18 protein-coding genes and 3 tRNA genes are annotated in these 17,795 nt (G+C 69.4%); 16 read left to right on the top strand and 5 right to left on the bottom strand.

The annotated features are described in order from the left end of the window. The first annotated feature begins 251 nt into the window (after positions 1–251). From IEQ44_RS12150 to IEQ44_RS12115, 8 genes are all read left to right on the top strand, one after another. Positions 252–1,277: a S66 family peptidase gene (locus tag IEQ44_RS12150; protein ID WP_193638725.1), complete on the top strand. Its 1,026-nt coding sequence runs from the start codon at positions 252–254 to the stop codon at positions 1,275–1,277. A 39-nt stretch (positions 1,278–1,316) separates the two neighbouring features. Continuing rightward, on the top strand, positions 1,317–2,717 hold the full coding sequence (locus tag IEQ44_RS12145; RefSeq protein WP_193638724.1) for an amidase: 1,401 nt from the start codon (positions 1,317–1,319) through the stop codon (positions 2,715–2,717). A 95-nt stretch (positions 2,718–2,812) separates the two neighbouring features. Further along, positions 2,813–2,885 (top strand) — tRNA-Thr (locus tag IEQ44_RS12140). A 49-nt stretch (positions 2,886–2,934) separates the two neighbouring features. Beyond that, positions 2,935–3,008, top strand: a tRNA-Met gene (locus IEQ44_RS12135). Between the two features lie 72 nt (positions 3,009–3,080). Then, complete coding sequence (rpmG, locus tag IEQ44_RS12130) at positions 3,081–3,251, top strand: 50S ribosomal protein L33 (protein ID WP_193638723.1); 171 nt, start codon at positions 3,081–3,083, stop codon at positions 3,249–3,251. A 68-nt stretch (positions 3,252–3,319) separates the two neighbouring features. After that, positions 3,320–3,751 (top strand): FAS1-like dehydratase domain-containing protein, encoded by a 432-nt coding sequence (locus IEQ44_RS12125; protein WP_193638722.1) that lies wholly within the window; start codon positions 3,320–3,322, stop codon positions 3,749–3,751. Next, complete coding sequence (locus IEQ44_RS12120; protein WP_193638721.1) at positions 3,748–4,200, top strand: MaoC/PaaZ C-terminal domain-containing protein; 453 nt, start codon at positions 3,748–3,750, stop codon at positions 4,198–4,200. The genes IEQ44_RS12125 and IEQ44_RS12120 overlap by 4 nt, the downstream gene beginning before the upstream one ends. Positions 4,201–4,206: 6 nt before the next feature. Next, on the top strand, positions 4,207–5,301 hold the full coding sequence (locus tag IEQ44_RS12115) for a UDP-N-acetylmuramate dehydrogenase (RefSeq protein ID WP_319804645.1): 1,095 nt from the start codon (positions 4,207–4,209) through the stop codon (positions 5,299–5,301). A gap of 21 nt (positions 5,302–5,322) precedes the next feature. On the opposite strand, the gene IEQ44_RS12110 is transcribed toward IEQ44_RS12115, so the two are convergent. Genes IEQ44_RS12110 through IEQ44_RS12095 form a run of 4 tightly spaced genes read right to left on the bottom strand, consistent with a single transcriptional unit; the run spans position 5,323 to position 8,662 of the window. Continuing rightward, positions 5,323–5,751 (bottom strand): DUF4190 domain-containing protein, encoded by a 429-nt coding sequence (locus IEQ44_RS12110; protein ID WP_193638720.1) that lies wholly within the window; start codon positions 5,749–5,751, stop codon positions 5,323–5,325. Between the two features lie 31 nt (positions 5,752–5,782). Then, a complete protein-coding gene (locus IEQ44_RS12105; RefSeq protein WP_193638719.1) occupies positions 5,783–6,370 on the bottom strand; it encodes a DUF4190 domain-containing protein in 588 nt (195 codons plus the stop codon). Then, entirely contained in the window at positions 6,367–7,413 is a 1,047-nt protein-coding gene (locus IEQ44_RS12100) for an adenosine deaminase (protein WP_193638718.1), read from the bottom strand. The genes IEQ44_RS12105 and IEQ44_RS12100 overlap by 4 nt, the downstream gene beginning before the upstream one ends. A gap of 16 nt (positions 7,414–7,429) precedes the next feature. Further along, a complete protein-coding gene (locus IEQ44_RS12095) occupies positions 7,430–8,662 on the bottom strand; it encodes a pyridoxal phosphate-dependent aminotransferase (protein ID WP_193638717.1) in 1,233 nt (410 codons plus the stop codon). Positions 8,663–8,783: 121 nt separating this feature from the next. Here IEQ44_RS12095 and IEQ44_RS12090 point away from each other — a divergent pair. From IEQ44_RS12090 to rplA, 5 genes are all read left to right on the top strand, one after another. After that, positions 8,784–8,856 (top strand) — tRNA-Trp (locus tag IEQ44_RS12090). Between the two features lie 71 nt (positions 8,857–8,927). Next, positions 8,928–9,167, top strand: a complete 240-nt coding sequence (gene secE / locus IEQ44_RS12085; RefSeq protein WP_193638716.1) for a preprotein translocase subunit SecE — start codon at positions 8,928–8,930, stop codon at positions 9,165–9,167. 61 nt (positions 9,168–9,228) lie between these two features. Continuing rightward, a complete protein-coding gene (nusG, locus tag IEQ44_RS12080) occupies positions 9,229–9,957 on the top strand; it encodes a transcription termination/antitermination protein NusG (RefSeq protein ID WP_319804644.1) in 729 nt (242 codons plus the stop codon). 212 nt (positions 9,958–10,169) lie between these two features. Next, the gene (gene rplK / locus IEQ44_RS12075; RefSeq protein WP_193638714.1) at positions 10,170–10,598 is read left to right on the top strand and encodes a 50S ribosomal protein L11; all 429 of its coding nucleotides are present in this window, start codon (positions 10,170–10,172) and stop codon (positions 10,596–10,598) included. Positions 10,599–10,680: 82 nt separating this feature from the next. Continuing rightward, positions 10,681–11,400 carry a 50S ribosomal protein L1 gene (gene rplA / locus IEQ44_RS12070; RefSeq protein ID WP_193638713.1) on the top strand — a complete coding sequence of 240 codons (720 nt, stop codon included), beginning with the start codon at positions 10,681–10,683 and terminating at the stop codon, positions 11,398–11,400. 114 nt (positions 11,401–11,514) lie between these two features. Here rplA and IEQ44_RS12065 read toward each other — a convergent pair whose 3' ends face one another. Continuing rightward, complete coding sequence (locus tag IEQ44_RS12065; protein ID WP_193638712.1) at positions 11,515–12,510, bottom strand: DnaB-like helicase C-terminal domain-containing protein; 996 nt, start codon at positions 12,508–12,510, stop codon at positions 11,515–11,517. 304 nt (positions 12,511–12,814) lie between these two features. Between IEQ44_RS12065 and rplJ the strand changes: the two genes are divergently transcribed. From rplJ to rpoB, 3 genes are all read left to right on the top strand, one after another. Continuing rightward, positions 12,815–13,444, top strand: a complete 630-nt coding sequence (gene rplJ, locus IEQ44_RS12060; RefSeq protein ID WP_193638711.1) for a 50S ribosomal protein L10 — start codon at positions 12,815–12,817, stop codon at positions 13,442–13,444. Positions 13,445–13,525: 81 nt separating this feature from the next. Further along, positions 13,526–13,912, top strand: a complete 387-nt coding sequence (gene rplL, locus IEQ44_RS12055) for a 50S ribosomal protein L7/L12 (RefSeq protein WP_193638710.1) — start codon at positions 13,526–13,528, stop codon at positions 13,910–13,912. Positions 13,913–14,225: 313 nt separating this feature from the next. Then, on the top strand, positions 14,226–17,789 hold the full coding sequence (gene rpoB, locus IEQ44_RS12050; protein WP_193638709.1) for a DNA-directed RNA polymerase subunit beta: 3,564 nt from the start codon (positions 14,226–14,228) through the stop codon (positions 17,787–17,789). Positions 17,790–17,795: the final 6 nt, after the last annotated feature.

The following is a 17,795-nucleotide window of genomic DNA, read 5'->3' as shown; positions in this document are numbered from 1 at the left end:
GCGCCGTCCCCGGCCGGGAACTCGTCGCGCGACAACACCCCCGCATCCCCCAGCGCCGGGTGCGCGAGCGCCCACGCATACACACCCTCGAGCTCCTCGACCTGCGCCGCAGCCACCACGACGTGGCGCATCCGCAGCTCGTCGAGCAGAGCGCTCGGGGTGAGGTCCTCGTCCATGGGTCAACTCAACCGGAGGCCACCGACATCTTTTGCCTCGCCCGCCGCCACCGCTCACTGGCAGGATGCGAAGGCATGACTCGCTACCCCGCACCCCTGCGTCCCGGAGACACGATCGCGGTCACCGCCGCCTCGGCGGGCGCCAGTGGAGGCGCGGCTTCGCGCATGGATTTCGCGATGGAGTGGTTGCGTGACCGTGGCTACGAGGTCGTCGTGGGCGACTGCATGGATGGCGCCGGCATCACCTCCGCGCCGGCCGAGCAGCGCGCCGCCGAGCTGACCGCGATGCTCTGCGACCCGGCCATCCGCTGCGTCGTGCCGCCGTGGGGCGGGGAGACCGCGATCGACCTCGTCGACCTGCTCGACTGGGACGCGCTGGCCGAGGCCGCCCCGACGTGGTTGGTCGGCTACTCCGACATCTCCACCCTGCTCGTCCCGCTCACCACCCGCCTCGGGTGGGCCACGCTGCACGGCGACAACCTCGCAGGCACGCCCTACCGCCCACCCCCCGGCCTGCTCCAGTGGCTCGACGCGGTCGCCGGTCCCGGTCCGCACGTCCAGCGTGACTCCGGCGTGGTCGCCGCATGGCGCGACCCCGACGAGGCTCCGCGCGCCGAGCGGTGGCACGTGGTGGGGGAGGGTCACTGGCGGCTGCACGGCGCACCCGGACACCCGGTCGACGAGCTCCACGTGACCGGCCGGCTCATCGGCGGGTGCATCGAGACCATGGTCAACCTGGCCGGTACGCCCTACGGCGACGTGGCGGCGTACGGCGCGGAGCACGCCGACGACGGCCTGCTCGTCTACCTCGAGGCTGCGGAGGCCGACGCGGCCACGATCTGCCGCCACCTCCACGGTCTGCGGCTGGCCGGCTGGTTCGACCACGCCCGGGCGATCCTCATCGGCCGCACCAGCGCACCAGCCCACGCACAGATGAGCCAGGACGAGGCCGTCCTCGACGCCCTCGGCCGCCTCGGCCTGCCGATCGTGCTCGACCTCGAGATCGGGCACGTGCCGCCGCAGCTCCCGCTGGTCAACGGCGCCCGCGCCACGTTGACGGTGACCCCGTCGGTCCACGAGCTCAGCCAGTCGCTGCGCTGACCCCTGCCGGTAGGTCATCCGCCCCACTAGGGTGCCGTCATGGAACCGATCCACGCCTACTCCGACGACGCCCTCGGCCACGACGACGCGGTGGGCCTGCTCCAGCGCCTCCGCGCCGGGGAGGTCTCCTCCGCCGAGCTGGTCGAGGCCGCGATCGCCCGGATCGAGGCCGTCGACCCCCAGCTCGGTGCGATCGCCGTGCGTGACTACGACCGGGCGCGGCTGAGGGCCGCGGGCCCGCGGCGGGGCCCCTTCGCCGGCCTGCCGGTCCTGCTCAAGGACAACGTCGACATCCAGGGTCTGCCCACCCAGGACGGCACCGACGCGTTCGTCGCCCCGCCCTCGTCCTCCCACGGCGACGTGTCGCGACTCTTCAACGCACTCGGCACCGTCAACCTGGCCAAGACCCGGCTCTCGGAGTTCGGCTTCTCGGGCGTCTGCGACCACCCCCGTCAAGGGCCCGGGCGCAACCCGTGGAACCTCGACCACTATGGGGGCGCCTCGTCGTCCGGAGCCGCCGCGATGGTCGCCACGGGCGCTGTGCCGATGGCGCACGGCAACGACGGCGGCGGCTCCATCCGCATCCCTGCCGCGGTGACCGGCCTGGTCGGCCTCAAGCCCACCCGCGGACGCACGCCCTCCGACGCCATGACGCGCCAGATGCCCGTCCGCATCGTCGCCGACGGGGTGGTCACGCGATCGGTGCGTGACACCGCAGCCTTCATGTGGGAGAGCGAGAAGGTCTACCGTGACGCCCGACTGCCGCGCATCGGCGACGTGCGTACGCCCCTGGACCGGCCCCTGCGCATCGGCGTCGTCACCACGAGCATCGGTCGCGCCGCCTCGCCGGAGGTCCGCGACCTCACGTTGGCCGCCGCCGCCCGCCTCGAGGCGCTCGGGCACCACGTCGAGGAGGTCGACCCGCCGGTGCCCGACTGGTTCGCCGAGGCGTTCCTCCTCTACTGGTCGATGCTCGCCATGTACCTGGTGCAGACGGGCCGGAGGATGCACGGCCCGGGCTGGGACCCCACCAAGCTCGACAACCTCACCCTCGGCCTGGCGCGCCACAGCCGGCGCAACCTGGCGCGGCTGCCGTGGGCGATCAGCGCCCTGCAGCGCACCCAGAAGGCGTCGAGGCGGCACTACCAACGCTTCGACGTCACGCTCACGCCGACCCTGGCGACCGAGACCCCGCGCGTGGGACACCTCGACCCCACGCTCGACTACGAGACCGTCATCGAGCGCCTGATGGACTGGGTGGCCTTCACCCCGCTGCAGAACGCGACCGGAGATCCGGCGATCAGCCTCCCGCTGGCAACCACGTCGGCCGGTCTTCCCCAGGGCATGCAGCTGTGTGGAGGATGGGGGCAGGAACGGCTCCTGCTGCAGCTGTCGTTGCAGCTCGAGGAGGCCTGGGACTGGAAGCTCCTGGGGCACTGACCCGGGTGCCCGTGAGCCTCGCGCACGCGCGTACATGTCGAGGTGGGGGCCGGATTTTGCAGGTGCTGCGGGGGTGTGTACTGTTCTTCCTCGTTGCCCCTTTAGCTCAGTCGGCAGAGCGTCTCCATGGTAAGGAGAAGGTCTACGGTTCGATTCCGTAAAGGGGCTCTGGGTACGAGTTGTCCGCCTCTTCACGGAGGCGGGGTGCTCACCCGGTGGCGGGGTAGCTCAGGTGGTTAGAGCACACGACTCATAATCGTGGTGTCGCGGGTTCGAGTCCCGCCCTCGCTACGAAGCCTGAGGACCATCAGCCGGACGACGGCGACCAAGGCATCAACCAGCATTCGAGACCAAGGACTTCCCGTGGCCAGCAAGAGCTCTGACGTTCGCCCCAAGATCACCCTTGCGTGCGTGGACTGCAAGGACCGCAACTACATCACCAAGAAGAACCGTCGGAATGACCCCGACCGCTTGGAGATGAGCAAGTTCTGCCCGCGTTGCCGCAAGCACACCGCGCACCGCGAGACCCGCTGACGCGGAACACAACTTCTCAGTAGCGCCCCGTCCGGTTCGCCGGTCGGGGCGCTGCGTATTTTCGGTCCATGGCCCTCGACCAGTCCCTCGTGGGACGGACCTTCCCGCCCACCGGCACCCACACCGTCACACCTGCATCGGTCGCCCGGTTCGCCGCGGCCACCGGAAGCGTCGGGCCCGACGCTGGCCGTGACCTCGGCGCCGTGCCCCCGACGTACCCGATCGTGCTGGCCTTCGAGGCGATGCAGACCTTCCTCGACGCCGTCGGGGTCGAGCTGCAGCGCATCGTCCACGGCGAGCAGAGGTTCGCGTACGTCCGCCCCCTGCGCGTGGGCGACGTGCTGACCGCGCAGCTCGAGGTCGCGAGCCTGCGCAGCATCGGCCCCAACGTCCTGGTGGGCACCACCAGCACCGTCACCGACGTCGACGGTCAGGTCGTGTGCCGGGCCAGCGCCACGCTGGTGCACCGGGCCGGCGACGAGCACGAGGAGCAGCCATGACCACTACCCCACCCGTCGTGCCCGCCGAGGGCGACGCCCTGCCCGAGCGCACCTTCACGATCACCCGCGCCGACCTCGTCGCCTACGCCGAGGCCTCGGGCGACCACAACCCGATCCACTCCGACGAGGAGGTCGCCCAGGCGGTCGGCCTACCCGGTGTGATCGCCCACGGCATGCTCACCCTCGGTCTGGTCGCCCGTGCGGTCACCGAGTGGTTCCCCGGCGCGGAGGTCGTGGAGCTGGGCTCGAAGTTCACCCACCCCGTCGTGGTGCCTGCCGAGGGCGCGGCCGAGGTGGTCGTCGCCGCGACGGTGAAGACCGTGGAGGCCGCCGGCGACGAGCGTGCGGTCGACGACTCCGGAGCCACGCTCGTGCGGCTGCAGCTGACCGCCACCCACGACGGCACGAAGGTGCTCGGCATGCCCAAGGCGCTGCTGCGCCTGCCCTGAGGACCGGTGGCGAGCCCGGAATCGCCGTCGTCGGCCCCGGCTGGTTCCATTGGTGCCGTGAACCTCAGCGAGATGACGACCCTGCGCCTCGGCGGACCGGCCGACGAGGTCGTCGAGGCCACCACCGAGGCCGAGCTGGTCGAGGCCGTCCGCGACGCCGACGAGCGCGGCGTGCCCGTGCTGCTGGTGGCCGGCGGCTCCAACCTGGTCGTCTCCGACGCCGGGTTCCGGGGTCGCGTGGTCCGCATCGCCACCCGCGGCATCACCGCCGACGCCGAGCCCGGCGACACCTCCTGCGGCGGCGCCGTCGTGCGGGTGGCGGCGGGGGAGGAGTGGGACGCGTTCGTCGCCCACGCCGTGGCCTCGGGCTGGAGCGGCGTCGAGGCGCTCTCCGGCATCCCCGGCTCCGTGGGAGCCACGCCGGTCCAGAACGTCGGCGCCTACGGCCAGGAGGTCGCCCAGACGATCGCGCAGGTGCGCGCCTGGGACCGGGTGGAGGGACGCGTGCGCACCTTCGCCGCCTCCGACTGCGACTTCTCCTACCGGCACAGCCGCTTCAAGGCCGAGCCCGACCGCTTCGTGATCCTCGAGGTCACCTTCCAGCTGCCCACGGCCTCGCTCGGCGCCCCGGTCGCCTACGCGGAGCTGGCCCGCGTGCTGGGCGTCGAGGTGGGGCAGCGGGCGCCGGCTGCGGACGTACGCGCCGCGGTGCTGGCGCTGCGCGCGGCCAAGGGCATGGTGCTCGACGCCGCCGACCACGACACGTGGAGCGCCGGTTCCTTCTTCACCAACCCCGTGCTCTCCGCCGAGGCGGCGGCGCGCCTGCCCGACGAGGCGCCGCGCTTCCCCCAGCCCGACGGCACCGTGAAGACCAGCGCCGCGTGGTTGATCGAGCGGGCCGGGTTCGCCAAGGGCCACAGCCCCGCCGGGGTGGAGGGGCGGGCCAGCCTCTCGACCAAGCACACGCTGGCGCTGACCAACCGGGGGAGCGCGAACGCCGAAGACCTCCTCGCGCTCGCCCGCGCGGTGCGCGACGGCGTCGAGGAGGCCTTCGGGGTGCGGCTGGTCAACGAGCCGGTGCTCGTCGGTCTGACGCTCTGACCCGGTGGATCAGCCGAGGCGTCAGTAGGTCGAGGTGTCGGAGGCGATCATCCCGGCGATGGCCACGAAGTAGATGATCGAGAAGAGGATGCTCAGCACCAGCAGGACGGTGCCGATGATGCCGAGGATCTTGCCGATGTTGGCCTTGTCGCGACCGGAGTAGCGGCCCGGGGTGGCGTCGATCTCGGCGACGGCCTTCTTGCCCATGATCCAGGCGACCGGACCGAGGATCTGGCAGCAGATCAGCGACAGGATGCCGAGCACCAGGATCGTGGTGGCCTGCGGGTGGTCCTGCACGGGCTGCCCGCCGTAGCCACCGGGCTGACCGCCGTAGCCGCCCGGCTGTCCGCCGCCGTACTGGCCGCCTCCGTACTGTCCGCCGCCGTACTGGCCGTAGTTGGGCGGCTGGTTGGGGTCGCTGGGGTTGCCGGGGCTGTTCGGGTCGCTCATCGGGATCTTCCTGTCTTCCGGGACGGGTGAATCAGAACTCGTAGGTGGTCTCGTAGGACGTCTCGCCGCCGCTGCCCCCGGCGATGAGCGCCACGACGGCGATGACGGCCAGCAGGGCGATCACCAGCAGCACGGTGCCGACGATGCCCATCACCTGGCCCGACCGGGCCTGGTCGCGGCCGCCCAGGGCGCCGCCCGCAGCGTCGATCTCACGCACGGCCCGCCCACCCAGCACCCAGGCGACGGGAGAGAGGAAGAGGCCGATCCCACAGGCCACCAGGACGCTCGAGAGGCCGATGATGCCCAGGACCATGGCTGCCGTCGCGCTGGAGGGCACGGGCAGCGACGGCGCGGGAGCCTGCCCGTAGGGCGGGTACGCATGCGTCGGGGGCGCCGGGTAGGCCTGTCCCGGGTACGCCTGCCCCGGGTAGGCCTGTCCCGGGTACGTCTGCCCCGGATACGTCTGCCCCGGGTATGCCTCGGGCGGCGGTGCCTGGGGTTGCCCGTAAGGGTTGCCGTACGCCTGGCCCGGAGGGTTGCCGTAGGGCTGGCCCGGGGGGTTGCCGTAGGGCTGGTCCGCCGGCCCGCTCGTGCCGTCGGCAGGACGCTCCTCGCTCATGACCCTCCCCCTTCTGCCGTGGCCGCGGCAGGCGCCGCCAACCACGCGTCGATCTCCGCGAGTACGGAGTCTCTCACCGAATCGGGCGCACGGGAGGCACGCACCGACATGCGGGCGAGCTCGGCGAGCTGGGCATCGGTCAGCTCGTGGGCCGCGCGCATCGTCGCGTACTGACCCGCGAGCTGCGACCCGAAGAGCAGCGGGTCGTCCGCCCCCAGGGCCACGGTCGCGCCCGCCTCCACCAGTTGCGGGAGGGGCACAGAGGTCAGGTCGGAGTAGACCCCCAGCGCCACGTTGGAGACGGGGCAGACCTCCAGGGCGACGCCCCGGGAGACGACCTGCTCCAGCACGCGGGGGTCCTCGACCGACCGGACGCCGTGGCCCAGCCGGGTGGGGCCCAGGGCGTCGAGGCAGGTGGCCACGTGGGCGGGGCCGCGCAGCTCGCCGCCGTGCGGCACGAGCATCAGGTCCGCGCGCCGGGCGATGTCGAAGGCGCCCCGGAACTCCTCGGTCCGACCGCGACGCTCGTCGTTGGAGAGGCCGAAGCCCACGACGCCGCGCCCCGCGTACTGCGAGGCCAGGCGCGCGAGCGTACGCGCGTCCAGCGGGTGTCGAGTGCGGTTGGCGGCGATGACCACCGCCATGCCCAGCCCGGTCTCGCGGGAGGCCTCGGCCACTGCGTCGAGCACCAGGTCGGTGAAGGCGGTGATCCCGCCGAAGCGCGCCCCGTAGCCGCTGGGGTCGACCTGGATCTCCAGCCAGCGACCCCCGTCGCGGACGTCGTCCTCGGCCGCCTCGCGCACCAGCCGGCGTACGTCGCCCTCGGTGCGCAGCACGGACCGCGCGACGTCGTAGAGCCGCTGGAAGCGGAACCACCCCTTCTCGTCGGCGGCCGAGAGCTGGGGCGGCCACTCCTCGACCAGCGAGTCGGGCAGGGTGATCCCGTCGCGCTCCGCCAGCTCCAGCAGCGTGGAGTGCCGCATGGAGCCGGTGAAGTGCAGGTGCAGGTGCGCCTTGGGGAGCGCGACGAGGTCACGCCGCATCGTCAGCCTCCGCCGCTCAGGCGAAGAGCCTCTGGATGCGGCTCACGCCCTCGACGAGGTCGTCGTCACCGAGGGCGTAGGAGAGACGCAGGTAGCCCGGGGAGCCGAACGCCTCACCGGGCACCACGGCCACCTCGGCCTTCTCGAGGATGTACTCGGCGAGGGCGGCGGAGGTGTCGATGACCTGGCCGTCGTAGGTCTTGCCGAGCAGACCCTTGACCGAGGGGTAGGCGTAGAACGCGCCGAGCGGGGTGGGGCAGTAGATGCCCTCGACCTCGTTGAGCATCTCGACGATCTTCTTGCGGCGACGGTCGAAGGCCACCTTCATCTCGTCGACGGCCGCGAGGTCGCCCTCGACGGCGGCGATGGCGGCGCGCTGCGAGACGTTGGCGACGTTGGAGGTGGCGTGCGACTGCAGGTTGCCCGCCGCCTTGATGATGTCGGTCGGGCCGATGATCCAGCCCACGCGCCAGCCGGTCATCGCATACGTCTTGGCGACGCCGTTGACCACGACGCAGTTGTCCGCCAGCTCGGGGCACAGCACCGGCATGGAGCCCGTCTGCACGTCGTCGTAGACGAGGTGCTCGTAGATCTCGTCGGTGAGCACCCAGAGGTTGTTCTCCTCCACCCAAGCCCCGATCTCGCGGATCTCGTCGGCCGTGTAGACCGCACCGGTGGGGTTGGAGGGGGAGACGAAGAGCAGGACCTTCGTACGCTCTGTGCGCGCGGCCTCCAGCTGGGCGACGGTGACCTTGTAGTCCTGCGTCTCGTCGGCCAGCACCTCGACGGGCACGCCGCCGGCGAGGGCGATCGCCTCGGGGTAGGTGGTCCAGTAGGGGGCCGGAACGATGACCTCGTCGCCCGGGTCGAGCATCGCGGCGAAGGCCTCGTAGATCGCCTGCTTGCCGCCGTTGGTCACCAGCACCTGGGCCGGGGTGATCTCGTAGCCGGAGTCGCGCCGGGTCTTTTCCACGATCGCCTGCTTGAGCTCCGGCAGGCCACCGGCGGGCGTGTAGCGGTGGTTCTTCGGGTCACGACAGGCTTCGACGGCGGCGTCGACGACGTAGGACGGGGTGGGGAAGTCGGGCTCGCCGGCGCCGAAGCCGATGACCGGGCGCCCCTCGGCCTTCAGGGCCTTGGCCTTGGCGTCCACCTTCAGCGTGGCGGACTCGGCGATGGCACCGACGCGGGTCGAGACGCGCTTGTCGCGGGGCGTGCTGGCGGGAGCGGGGGAGGAAGTCTCGGTCATGGGCACATCGTAGGGCGTTTGGACGAGACACCGGCAGGGCCGTACACTCTCCGACTGGTGGTTCTCCCACCTGCTTGTTGCTGCCCCCCAACCGGGCCGCCGCGAGCGGGAGACCCGTCGGAGGGCACTAGCTCAACTGGCAGAGCATCGGTCTCCAAAACCGAAGGTTGGGGGTTCAAGTCCCTCGTGCCCTGCAAAGCAGGACGGCCTGAGCAGGAAGCAGTACGGACCACACACCACGCATCGAGTTCCAATGGAGGGCACAGTGTCGGACGCCAAGGCTCACGAGCCTGGGGAGAAGGGCACCACCCGTACGAACCCGGTGACGTTCCTGCGGCAGGTCATCGCAGAACTGCGCAAGGTCGTCTGGCCGACGCAGAAGCAGCTCGTCACGTACTTCATCGTGGTGATGGTCTTCGTCGTCGTCCTGATGAGCATCGTCTCGCTCCTGGACCTCGGGTTCGGACGTCTGGTCTTCTGGGCGTTCACCGGCGGCACCAACTGACGCCAGCCCTGCGGGGCCGAGCGGGACCAGCCAACCAGTAGAACGAGTGACGGAGCATCACGTGTCTGAGCAGAACGACTCCCAGGAGCCGACCGAGGTCGACGCCGAGTCCACCGAGGCCGACCTCGAGACCACCGAGGCCGAGGAGTCCAGCACCCCGGACGCGGACGACCCGCTCGAGGCGTTCCGTCGCGAGCTGTGGGCCAAGCCCGGTGACTGGTACGTCATCCACACCTACTCCGGCATGGAGAAGCGGGTGAAGGCCAACCTGGAGAACCGCATCCAGGCCCTGGACATGGGTGAGTACATCCACGAGATCGTCGTGCCGACCGAGGAGGTCGCCGAGATCAAGAACGGCCAGCGCAAGATGGTCACCCGCACCGTCCTCCCCGGCTACGTCCTGGTGCGCATGGACCTGACCGACGAGTCCTGGTCGGCCGTGCGCCACACCCCGTCGGTCACCGGCTTCGTGGGCAACGCGCAGAACCCGGTCCCGCTCTCCATGAGCGAGGTCGAGTCGATGCTGGCCCCCAGCGCGGTCGCGGTCGCCGAGGCCGAGGCCCAGGCAGCGTCGTCGTCCGGTGGTGGCGGCGGTGGCGCCAAGAAGCCCGTCGAGGTCGCCGACTTCGCGGTCAACGACTCCGTCATGGTGGTCGACGGCCCGTTCGCCACGCTGCACGCGACCATCACCGAGATCAACGGTGAGTCCCAGAGGGTCAAGGCCCTCGTCGAGATCTTCGGCCGGGAGACCCCGGTCGAGCTGAGCTTCAGCCAGATCCAGCGGGTCTGAGGCATCCAGCGCTGCCGGCCGGCGGCAGTCTTCGAATTCCACCTCCCGGGGTGGAAATGCGAGACTGTTCGACGGCCGGCGCTGCCGTGTGAACGGCACCCGCGCATGCGTCGCGACAGCGGCGTGAGCAACACCCAGGTGGCAGAGCCCGCCGGGAGGCATCCCGGTCCGGCTCGACAAGACCACGACGTCACGATCAGAAGGATCCACACATGCCTCCCAAGAAGAAGATCGCAGCCCTGGTCAAGGTCCAGCTCCAGGCTGGCTCCGCGACCCCGGCTCCGCCGGTCGGTACCGCCCTCGGTCCGCACGGCGTCAACATCATGGACTTCTGCAAGGCCTACAACGCGCAGACCGAGTCGATGCGCGGCAACGTCATCCCCGTCGAGATCACCATCTACGAGGACCGTTCGTTCACCTTCATCACGAAGACCCCGCCGGCCGCGGAGCTGATCAAGAAGGCCGCCGGCCTGGCCAAGGGTTCGGGCGTGCCGCACAAGGAGAAGGTCGGCAAGCTCACCAAGGACCAGATCCGCGAGATCGCGCAGACGAAGCTGCCCGACCTCAACGCCAACGACATCGAAGGTGCGATGAAGATCGTCGAGGGGACCGCCCGCTCCATGGGCGTCACCACCGACTGATCTGCTCCGTCCCCGAACCACCCTTCAGTGGCAGAGCCGCGCTGGCTCACTGACCACACTGGAAAGAAACGAGTACCCAGACATGCAGCGCAGCAAGAGCTACCGCGAGGCCGCGGCCAAGTTCGACAAGAACGAGGTCTTCTCGCCCTTCGCCGCGATCAAGATCGCCAAGGACAACAGCAAGAAGAAGTTCGACGAGACCGTCGACGTCGTCATGCGTCTCGGTGTCGACCCCCGCAAGGCCGACCAGATGGTCCGCGGCACGGTCAACCTGCCCCACGGCACCGGCAAGACCGCCCGCGTCCTCGTCTTCGCCAACGCCGACAAGGCCGAGGCCGCCCGTGAGGCCGGCGCCGACTTCGTCGGTGGCGACGACATGATCGAGAAGGTCCAGGGCGGCTGGCTCGACTTCGACGCCGTGGTCGCGACCCCGGACATGATGGGCAAGGTCGGTCGCCTGGGCCGCGTGCTCGGTCCCCGCAACCTCATGCCGAACCCGAAGACCGGCACCGTCACCCCCGACGTGGCCAAGGCCGTCTCCGACATCAAGGGCGGCAAGATCGAGTTCCGCGTCGACCGCCACTCGAACCTGCACTTCCTGATCGGCAAGGCGTCCTTCTCCGAGGTCCAGCTCGCGGAGAACTACGCCGCGGCGCTGGAGGAGATCCTCCGTCTCAAGCCGGCCAGCTCGAAGGGCCGCTACATCAAGAAGATCTCGCTCTCCACGACGATGGGCCCCGGCATCCTGGTCGACCCGGCTCGCGTGAAGAACGTCGCCGCCGACGACGAGGCCGGCGAGTGATCGTCTGATCGCCACGCCACGAGGCCGGTCACCCCTGGGGGTGACCGGCCTCGTGCATTTTCGTGGGGGTGCGGCCCGCCGGTCGACCTCCCACCCGCCGACCGGCGTACGCCCTCACTCCACGAAGACGCGTTCGTCGACCAGGTCCTCGGTGACGACGGTGCCCTCGGGCTGGAATCGACCGTGGGTGAACTGCTTGCGGAACTCCACCTCCGCGCCGGTGCGCCCGGAGCGGTTCTTCTCGACGGTGAGCACGGAGTAGTCGCGGAAGTGCTCGCCGTTGTTGGCGGAGTACATGAGGTGGTGCCGCGCGACGATGTCGGCCTTGTTGGCCAGGATGAGCACGACGTCGGCCTCGTAGGCCAGGGCGGTGGAGCCCTTCATGTTGCGGGCGCGCATCCGTTGGCCCGGCTCGAGGCCGGCGCGGTCGGAGGCCGAGATGCTCAGCACGGGGCAGGCGAACTCGATGGCGACGTCCTTGAGGCGTTCGGTCACGTGGGTGACGGCCTGCTCCTCCTCCATGTGGACCGTCGGGCGCACCTTCTGGAGGTAGTCGACGACGACCAGCGGAGGCTGTCCGTGGTGGGCGATCACGTCCTTGACCGTGCGGTGGATGACCTCGAGCGTGGTGGAGGTGGTCGTCGAGCGGTGGATGTGCATCCGGTCGGCGTACTCGCTCACCGCGGCCAGGGCGTCGAGGCCGCCCTCGTAGCGGGCCATCCGCTCGGGCAGTCCGCCGGCGCCGTTGTCGGTGCCCTCGAAGGCAGCCCGGACCTGGTAGACGCTGGCCGGGGTCTCGACGTCCTGCTCGGCGCACTCGGCGGCCAGCATCTTCTGCAGCAGCACCTCGGCCTCGAGCTCGTAGGAGAAGAAGACGACCGGCTGCCCCGCCTTGGCGCACTGGCGGGCGATCTGCAGGGCGAACGTCGTCTTGCCCTCACCCTGGGAGCCGGCGAGCAGGTTGAGGCTGCCGGCGCGCAGGCCGCCGCCGAGGGCGTCGTCGAGCAACGGGAAGCCGGTGGCCCAGATCCGCACGTCGGCATCGGGGGAGAGGAGTCGGTTGTCGACGCGCTCGAGCACCTGGTCCAGGGGGGTCAGCAGCGGGTCCACGACACCGATTTGAGCACGACTCGACGCCGGTCGTGACCTGTTCGGCCAAGGACGTACGCGGATTTGGTGCAGAGGGCGCCGTCGCCTAGAGTCACTCCTCGTAACCAGAGACCGCCGGTGGTCGAACGGGTCCGCACAGCGTGTGGGTCCCGGAGACCGAAGGTTCCGCAGCAGCGGACGGCCAGCGTAGGTGCACAGAGCAGAACGGACATCGTCCGTCACACGCCTTGGGCCCTGCGCCCGGGGCGTTCGTCGTTGAGGGGCCTGGCCGGTACGTCTTCGAGCGTAGTCCGGAAGGAGACCCATGGCGCGGCCAGAGAAGGCAGCAGCCATCGCGGAGATCGTTGAGTCGTTCAACGAGTCCGCAGGTGCTGTGCTGACCGAGTACCGCGGTCTCACCGTGAAGCAGCTGCAGGAACTGCGGCGCTCCCTCGGCGAGAACGCCAACTACGCCGTGGTCAAGAACACGCTGGCCAAGCTTGCCGCCAACGAGGTGGGCATCACCGGCTTCGACGACCTTCTCACCGGCCCGACCGCCATCGCCTTCATCGAGGGTGACGTGGTCGAGGCGGCGAAGGGTCTGCGTGACTTTGCCAAGGCAAACCCCGCCCTCGTCATCAAGGGCGGCGTCCTGGACGGCAACATCCTCGACGCCACCGAGATCGGCAAGCTTGCCGACCTCGAGTCGCGTGAGGTGCTCCTGGGCAAGATGGCCGGCGCGATGCTGGCCTCCCTCTCCCAGGCCGTCTACCTGCTCAACGCCCCGCTCTCGCAGGCTGCCCGGCTCGCCGGCGCCCTGCAGGCGAAGGCCGAGCAGGACCCCTCGATCCTCGCAGGTGGTGCCGGTGCGCCGGCCGCTGCCGAGGACGCTCCGGCTGCCGAGGAGGCTCCTGCAGAGGAGTCCGCCGAGGCTGCCGAGTCCACCGACGCCTGATCCAGGGCCGACGTACACCACCTGTTACCCCTCGGCCGTCCCTCAACCGGGCCGGCCACCGAATGGAAGGAATCGCCCATCATGGCGAAGCTCAGCACTGCAGAGCTCCTCGACGCGTTCAAGGAGATGACCCTCATCGAGCTCTCCGAGTTCGTGAAGGAGTTCGAGGAGACCTTCGGCGTCACCGCCGCCGCGCCGGTCGCCGCCGCCGCTGCCCCCGCCGCGGGTGGCGCTGCCCCCGAGGCCGCTGCCGAGAAGGACGAGTTCGACGTCATCCTCGAGGCCGCTGGTGACAAGAAGATCAACGTCATCAAGGAGGTGCGCGCCCTGACCGGTCTCGGCCTGAAGGAGGCGAAGGACCTCGTTGAGTCCGCCCCCAAGGCTGTCCTCGAGGGCGCCAACAAGGAGGCCGCGGACAAGGCCAAGGAGGCGCTCGAGGGCGCCGGCGCCAGCGTCACCCTCAAGTGACGTTCCGCTGAATCCTGCTCCTCGGAGCTTCGGAGGCGGTCACCCCACGGGGTGGCCGCCTTCGGTCATTTGGTGAGCAGCGGCCCGGTCCGCTTGACCCGGGGTGCGTCGGGGGGTCATCATCGCTTCGTCCACCCGGATCGATCCACCTGGCAGCCCGCGGGGCCGTGCGGTGTGACCGGAGTCCTGATTCTCGGGTCTTGGTGGAGACCCCTTGCATGCGCTATGCTCAGTCGTTGCGCCTGCCCTCATATGCTCTCGCCCTGTCCGGAGGGGTGTTGTAGTGGTCGGCGGCGCCACTTCACCTTCAGCGATGATTCGAAGGACGCACATCTTGGCCGCGCGCAGCTCCGCTGGTAACCCCCGTCGCATCTCTTTCGCAAAGATCAACGAGCCCCTCGAGGTTCCTCCGCTCCTGGCTCTCCAGACCGACAGCTTCCACTGGCTGATCGGTGACGAGACCTGGGAGGAGACCGTCGCCGCCCGCAAGGCTGCCGGCGAGGACGTCTCGGAGAAGTCGGGCCTCGAGGAGATCTTCGAGGAGATCTCCCCGATCGAGGACTTCAACGACACCATGTCGCTGTCCTTCGAGAACCCGGTCTTCGTGGACCCGAAGTACACCGAGGAGGAGTGCAAGGAGAAGGACTTCACCTACTCCCGCCCCCTCTACGTCTCCGCCGAGTTCATGAACAACACGACCGGCGAGATCAAGGCCCAGACCGTCTTCATGGGTGAGTTCCCGATGATGACGAAGAAGGGCACCTTCATCATCAACGGCACCGAGCGCGTCGTCGTGTCGCAGCTCGTGCGTTCCCCCGGCACGTACTTCGAGCGTACGGCCGACAAGACCTCCGACAAGGACATCTACACCGCGAAGGTCATCCCCTCGCGTGGTGCCTGGCTGGAGTTCGAGATCGACAAGCGCGACCTCGTCGGCGTCCGCCTCGACCGCAAGCGCAAGCAGAACGTCACGGTGCTGCTCAAGGCCCTCCAGGTGCTCGCACAGGAGGAGGACTACGAGGGCGAGCCCTACGACTACGAGTCGGTGATGGCCGAGCTGCGCCAGTACGAGTCGATCCAGCTGACCGAGGAGAAGGACAACACCGCCGGTCCTGACGACGCGCTGCTGGACATCTACCGCAAGCTGCGCCCGGGCGAGCCGCCCACGCGCGAGGCTGCGCTGACGCTGCTGAAGAACTACTACTTCAACCCGAAGCGCTACGACCTGGCCAAGGTCGGTCGCTACAAGATCAACAAGAAGCTGGGCCTGGACGAGGCGTTCGACCAGCAGACCCTCACGATCCAGGACATCGTGGCGGCCATCCGCTACATCGTCCAGCTGCACGCCTCCGGCGCGCCCGCCGAGCCGGTCGACCTGGTCGACCCGCAGGGCAACGTGGTGATGGGCCAGGACGAGAAGCCGATCAAGGTCCAGGCCGACGACATCGACCACTTCGGCAACCGCCGCATGCGCACGGTCGGCGAGCTGATCCAGAACCAGCTCCGCACCGGTCTGGCCCGCATGGAGCGCGTGGTCCGCGAGCGCATGACGACCCAGGACGTCGAGGCCATCACGCCGCAGTCCTTGATCAACATCCGCCCGGTCGTGGCGGCGCTGAAGGAGTTCTTCGGCACCTCGCAGCTGTCGCAGTTCATGGACCAGACCAACCCGATCGCGGGCCTGACGCACAAGCGTCGCCTCTCCGCGCTCGGCCCCGGCGGTCTCTCCCGTGACCGCGCCGGCATGGAGGTCCGCGACGTCCACCCGTCGCACTACGGCCGCATGTGCCCGATCGAGACCCCTGAAGGTCCCAACATCGGTCTGATCGGCTCGCTGGCCTCCTACGGTCGGATCAACCCGTTCGGCTTCGTCGAGACGCCCTACCGCAAGGTCGTCGACGGCGTCGTCACCGACGAGGTCCACTTCCTCACCGCCGACGACGAGGACCGCTACGTCATCGCCCAGGCCAACGCCGCGATCGACGAGTCCGGACGCTTCGTCGACGAGCGTGTCCTGGTGCGTCAGAAGGGTGGCGAGGTCTCCGAGATCCTGCCCGGCGACGTGGACTACATGGACGTCTCGCCGCGCCAGATGGTGTCGGTCGCGACCGCGCTCATCCCGTTCCTCGAGCACGACGACGCCAACCGCGCGCTCATGGGCGCCAACATGCAGCGTCAGGCTGTCCCGCTGATCACCTCCGACAGCCCGCTCGTCGGCACCGGCATGGAGTACCGCGCCGCCGTCGACGCCGGCGACGTGGTGGTCTCCGAGACCGCTGGTGTGGTGAAGTCGGTCTCCGCCGACGTCATCGAGACGATGAACGACGACGGGTCCTACTCGTCCTACCGCCTGGCGAAGTTCCGCCGCTCCAACCAGGGCACCTGCATCAACCAGCGTCCGCTGGTGCGCGAGGGTGACCGCCTCGAGGTCGGTACGCCGATCGCCGACGGTCCCTGCACCGACGACGCCGAGATGGCGCTGGGCACCAACCTCCTCGTGGCCTTCATGCCCTGGCAGGGCCACAACTACGAGGACGCCATCATCCTGAGCCAGCGCCTGGTCCAGGAGGACGTGCTCACCTCGATCCACATCGAGGAGCACGAGGTCGACGCCCGCGACACCAAGCTCGGCCCCGAGGAGATCACCCGGGACATCCCGAACATCTCCGAGGAGGGTCTGGCCGACCTCGACGAGCGCGGCATCATCCGCATCGGTGCCGAGGTCGCTCCCGGCGACATCCTCGTCGGCAAGGTCACCCCCAAGGGTGAGACCGAGCTGACCCCGGAGGAGCGCCTGCTGCGCGCCATCTTCGGCGAGAAGGCCCGCGAGGTCCGCGACACCTCGATGAAGGTGCCGCACGGTGAGTCCGGCACGGTTATCGGCGTGCGCGTCTTCGACCGTGAGGACGGCGACGAGCTGCCGCCCGGCGTCAACCAGCTGGTGCGCGTCTACGTGGCTCAGAAGCGCAAGATCTCCGTCGGTGACAAGCTCGCCGGTCGTCACGGCAACAAGGGCGTCATCGCCAAGATCCTGCCGGTCGAGGACATGCCGTTCATGGAGGACGGCACCCCGGTCGACGTGATCCTGAACCCGCTCGGTGTGCCGCGTCGTATGAACATCGGCCAGATCCTCGAGCTGCACCTCGGTTGGCTCGCCAAGCAGGGTTGGGACCTCAACCTCTCCGGCGACACCTCCGACGCGGCCTGGAAGGAGCGTCTGCTCTCGATCGGTGCGGAGAAGGCGGCGGCGAACACCAAGGTCGCCACCCCGGTCTTCGACGGTGCCCGTGAGGACGAGATCACCGGCCTGCTCGGCTCGACGCTGCCCAACCGTGACGGCGTCCGCGTGATCGACGAGACCGGAAAGGCCAACCTCTTCGACGGCCGCTCCGGCGAGCCGTTCCCGGACCCGGTCTCGGTCGGCTACATGTACATTCTCAAGCTCCACCACCTGGTCGACGACAAGATCCACGCCCGCTCGACCGGCCCCTACTCGATGATCACCCAGCAGCCGCTCGGCGGTAAGGCCCAGTTCGGTGGCCAGCGCTTCGGTGAGATGGAGGTCTGGGCGATGGAGGCGTACGGCGCTGCCTACGCGCTCCAGGAGCTGCTGACGATCAAGTCCGACGACGTGCCCGGTCGCGTCAAGGTCTACGAGGCCATCGTGAAGGGTGAGAACATCCCCGACTCGGGCATCCCCGAGTCGTTCAAGGTGCTCATCAAGGAGATGCAGTCGCTCTGCCTCAACGTCGAGGTGCTGTCGCAGGACGGCACCCCGATCGAGATGAAGGACGCGGAGGACGACGTCTTCCGCGCCGCCGAAGAGCTCGGCATCGACCTGTCCCGTCGCGAGCCCAGCTCCGTCGAAGAAGTCTGAGAAGGT

The sequence above is a fragment of the Nocardioides malaquae genome (assembly GCF_015070385.1).
GTDB lineage: Bacteria > Actinomycetota > Actinomycetes > Propionibacteriales > Nocardioidaceae > Nocardioides > Nocardioides malaquae.
This window is presented reverse-complemented; position numbering and strand designations above follow the sequence as displayed.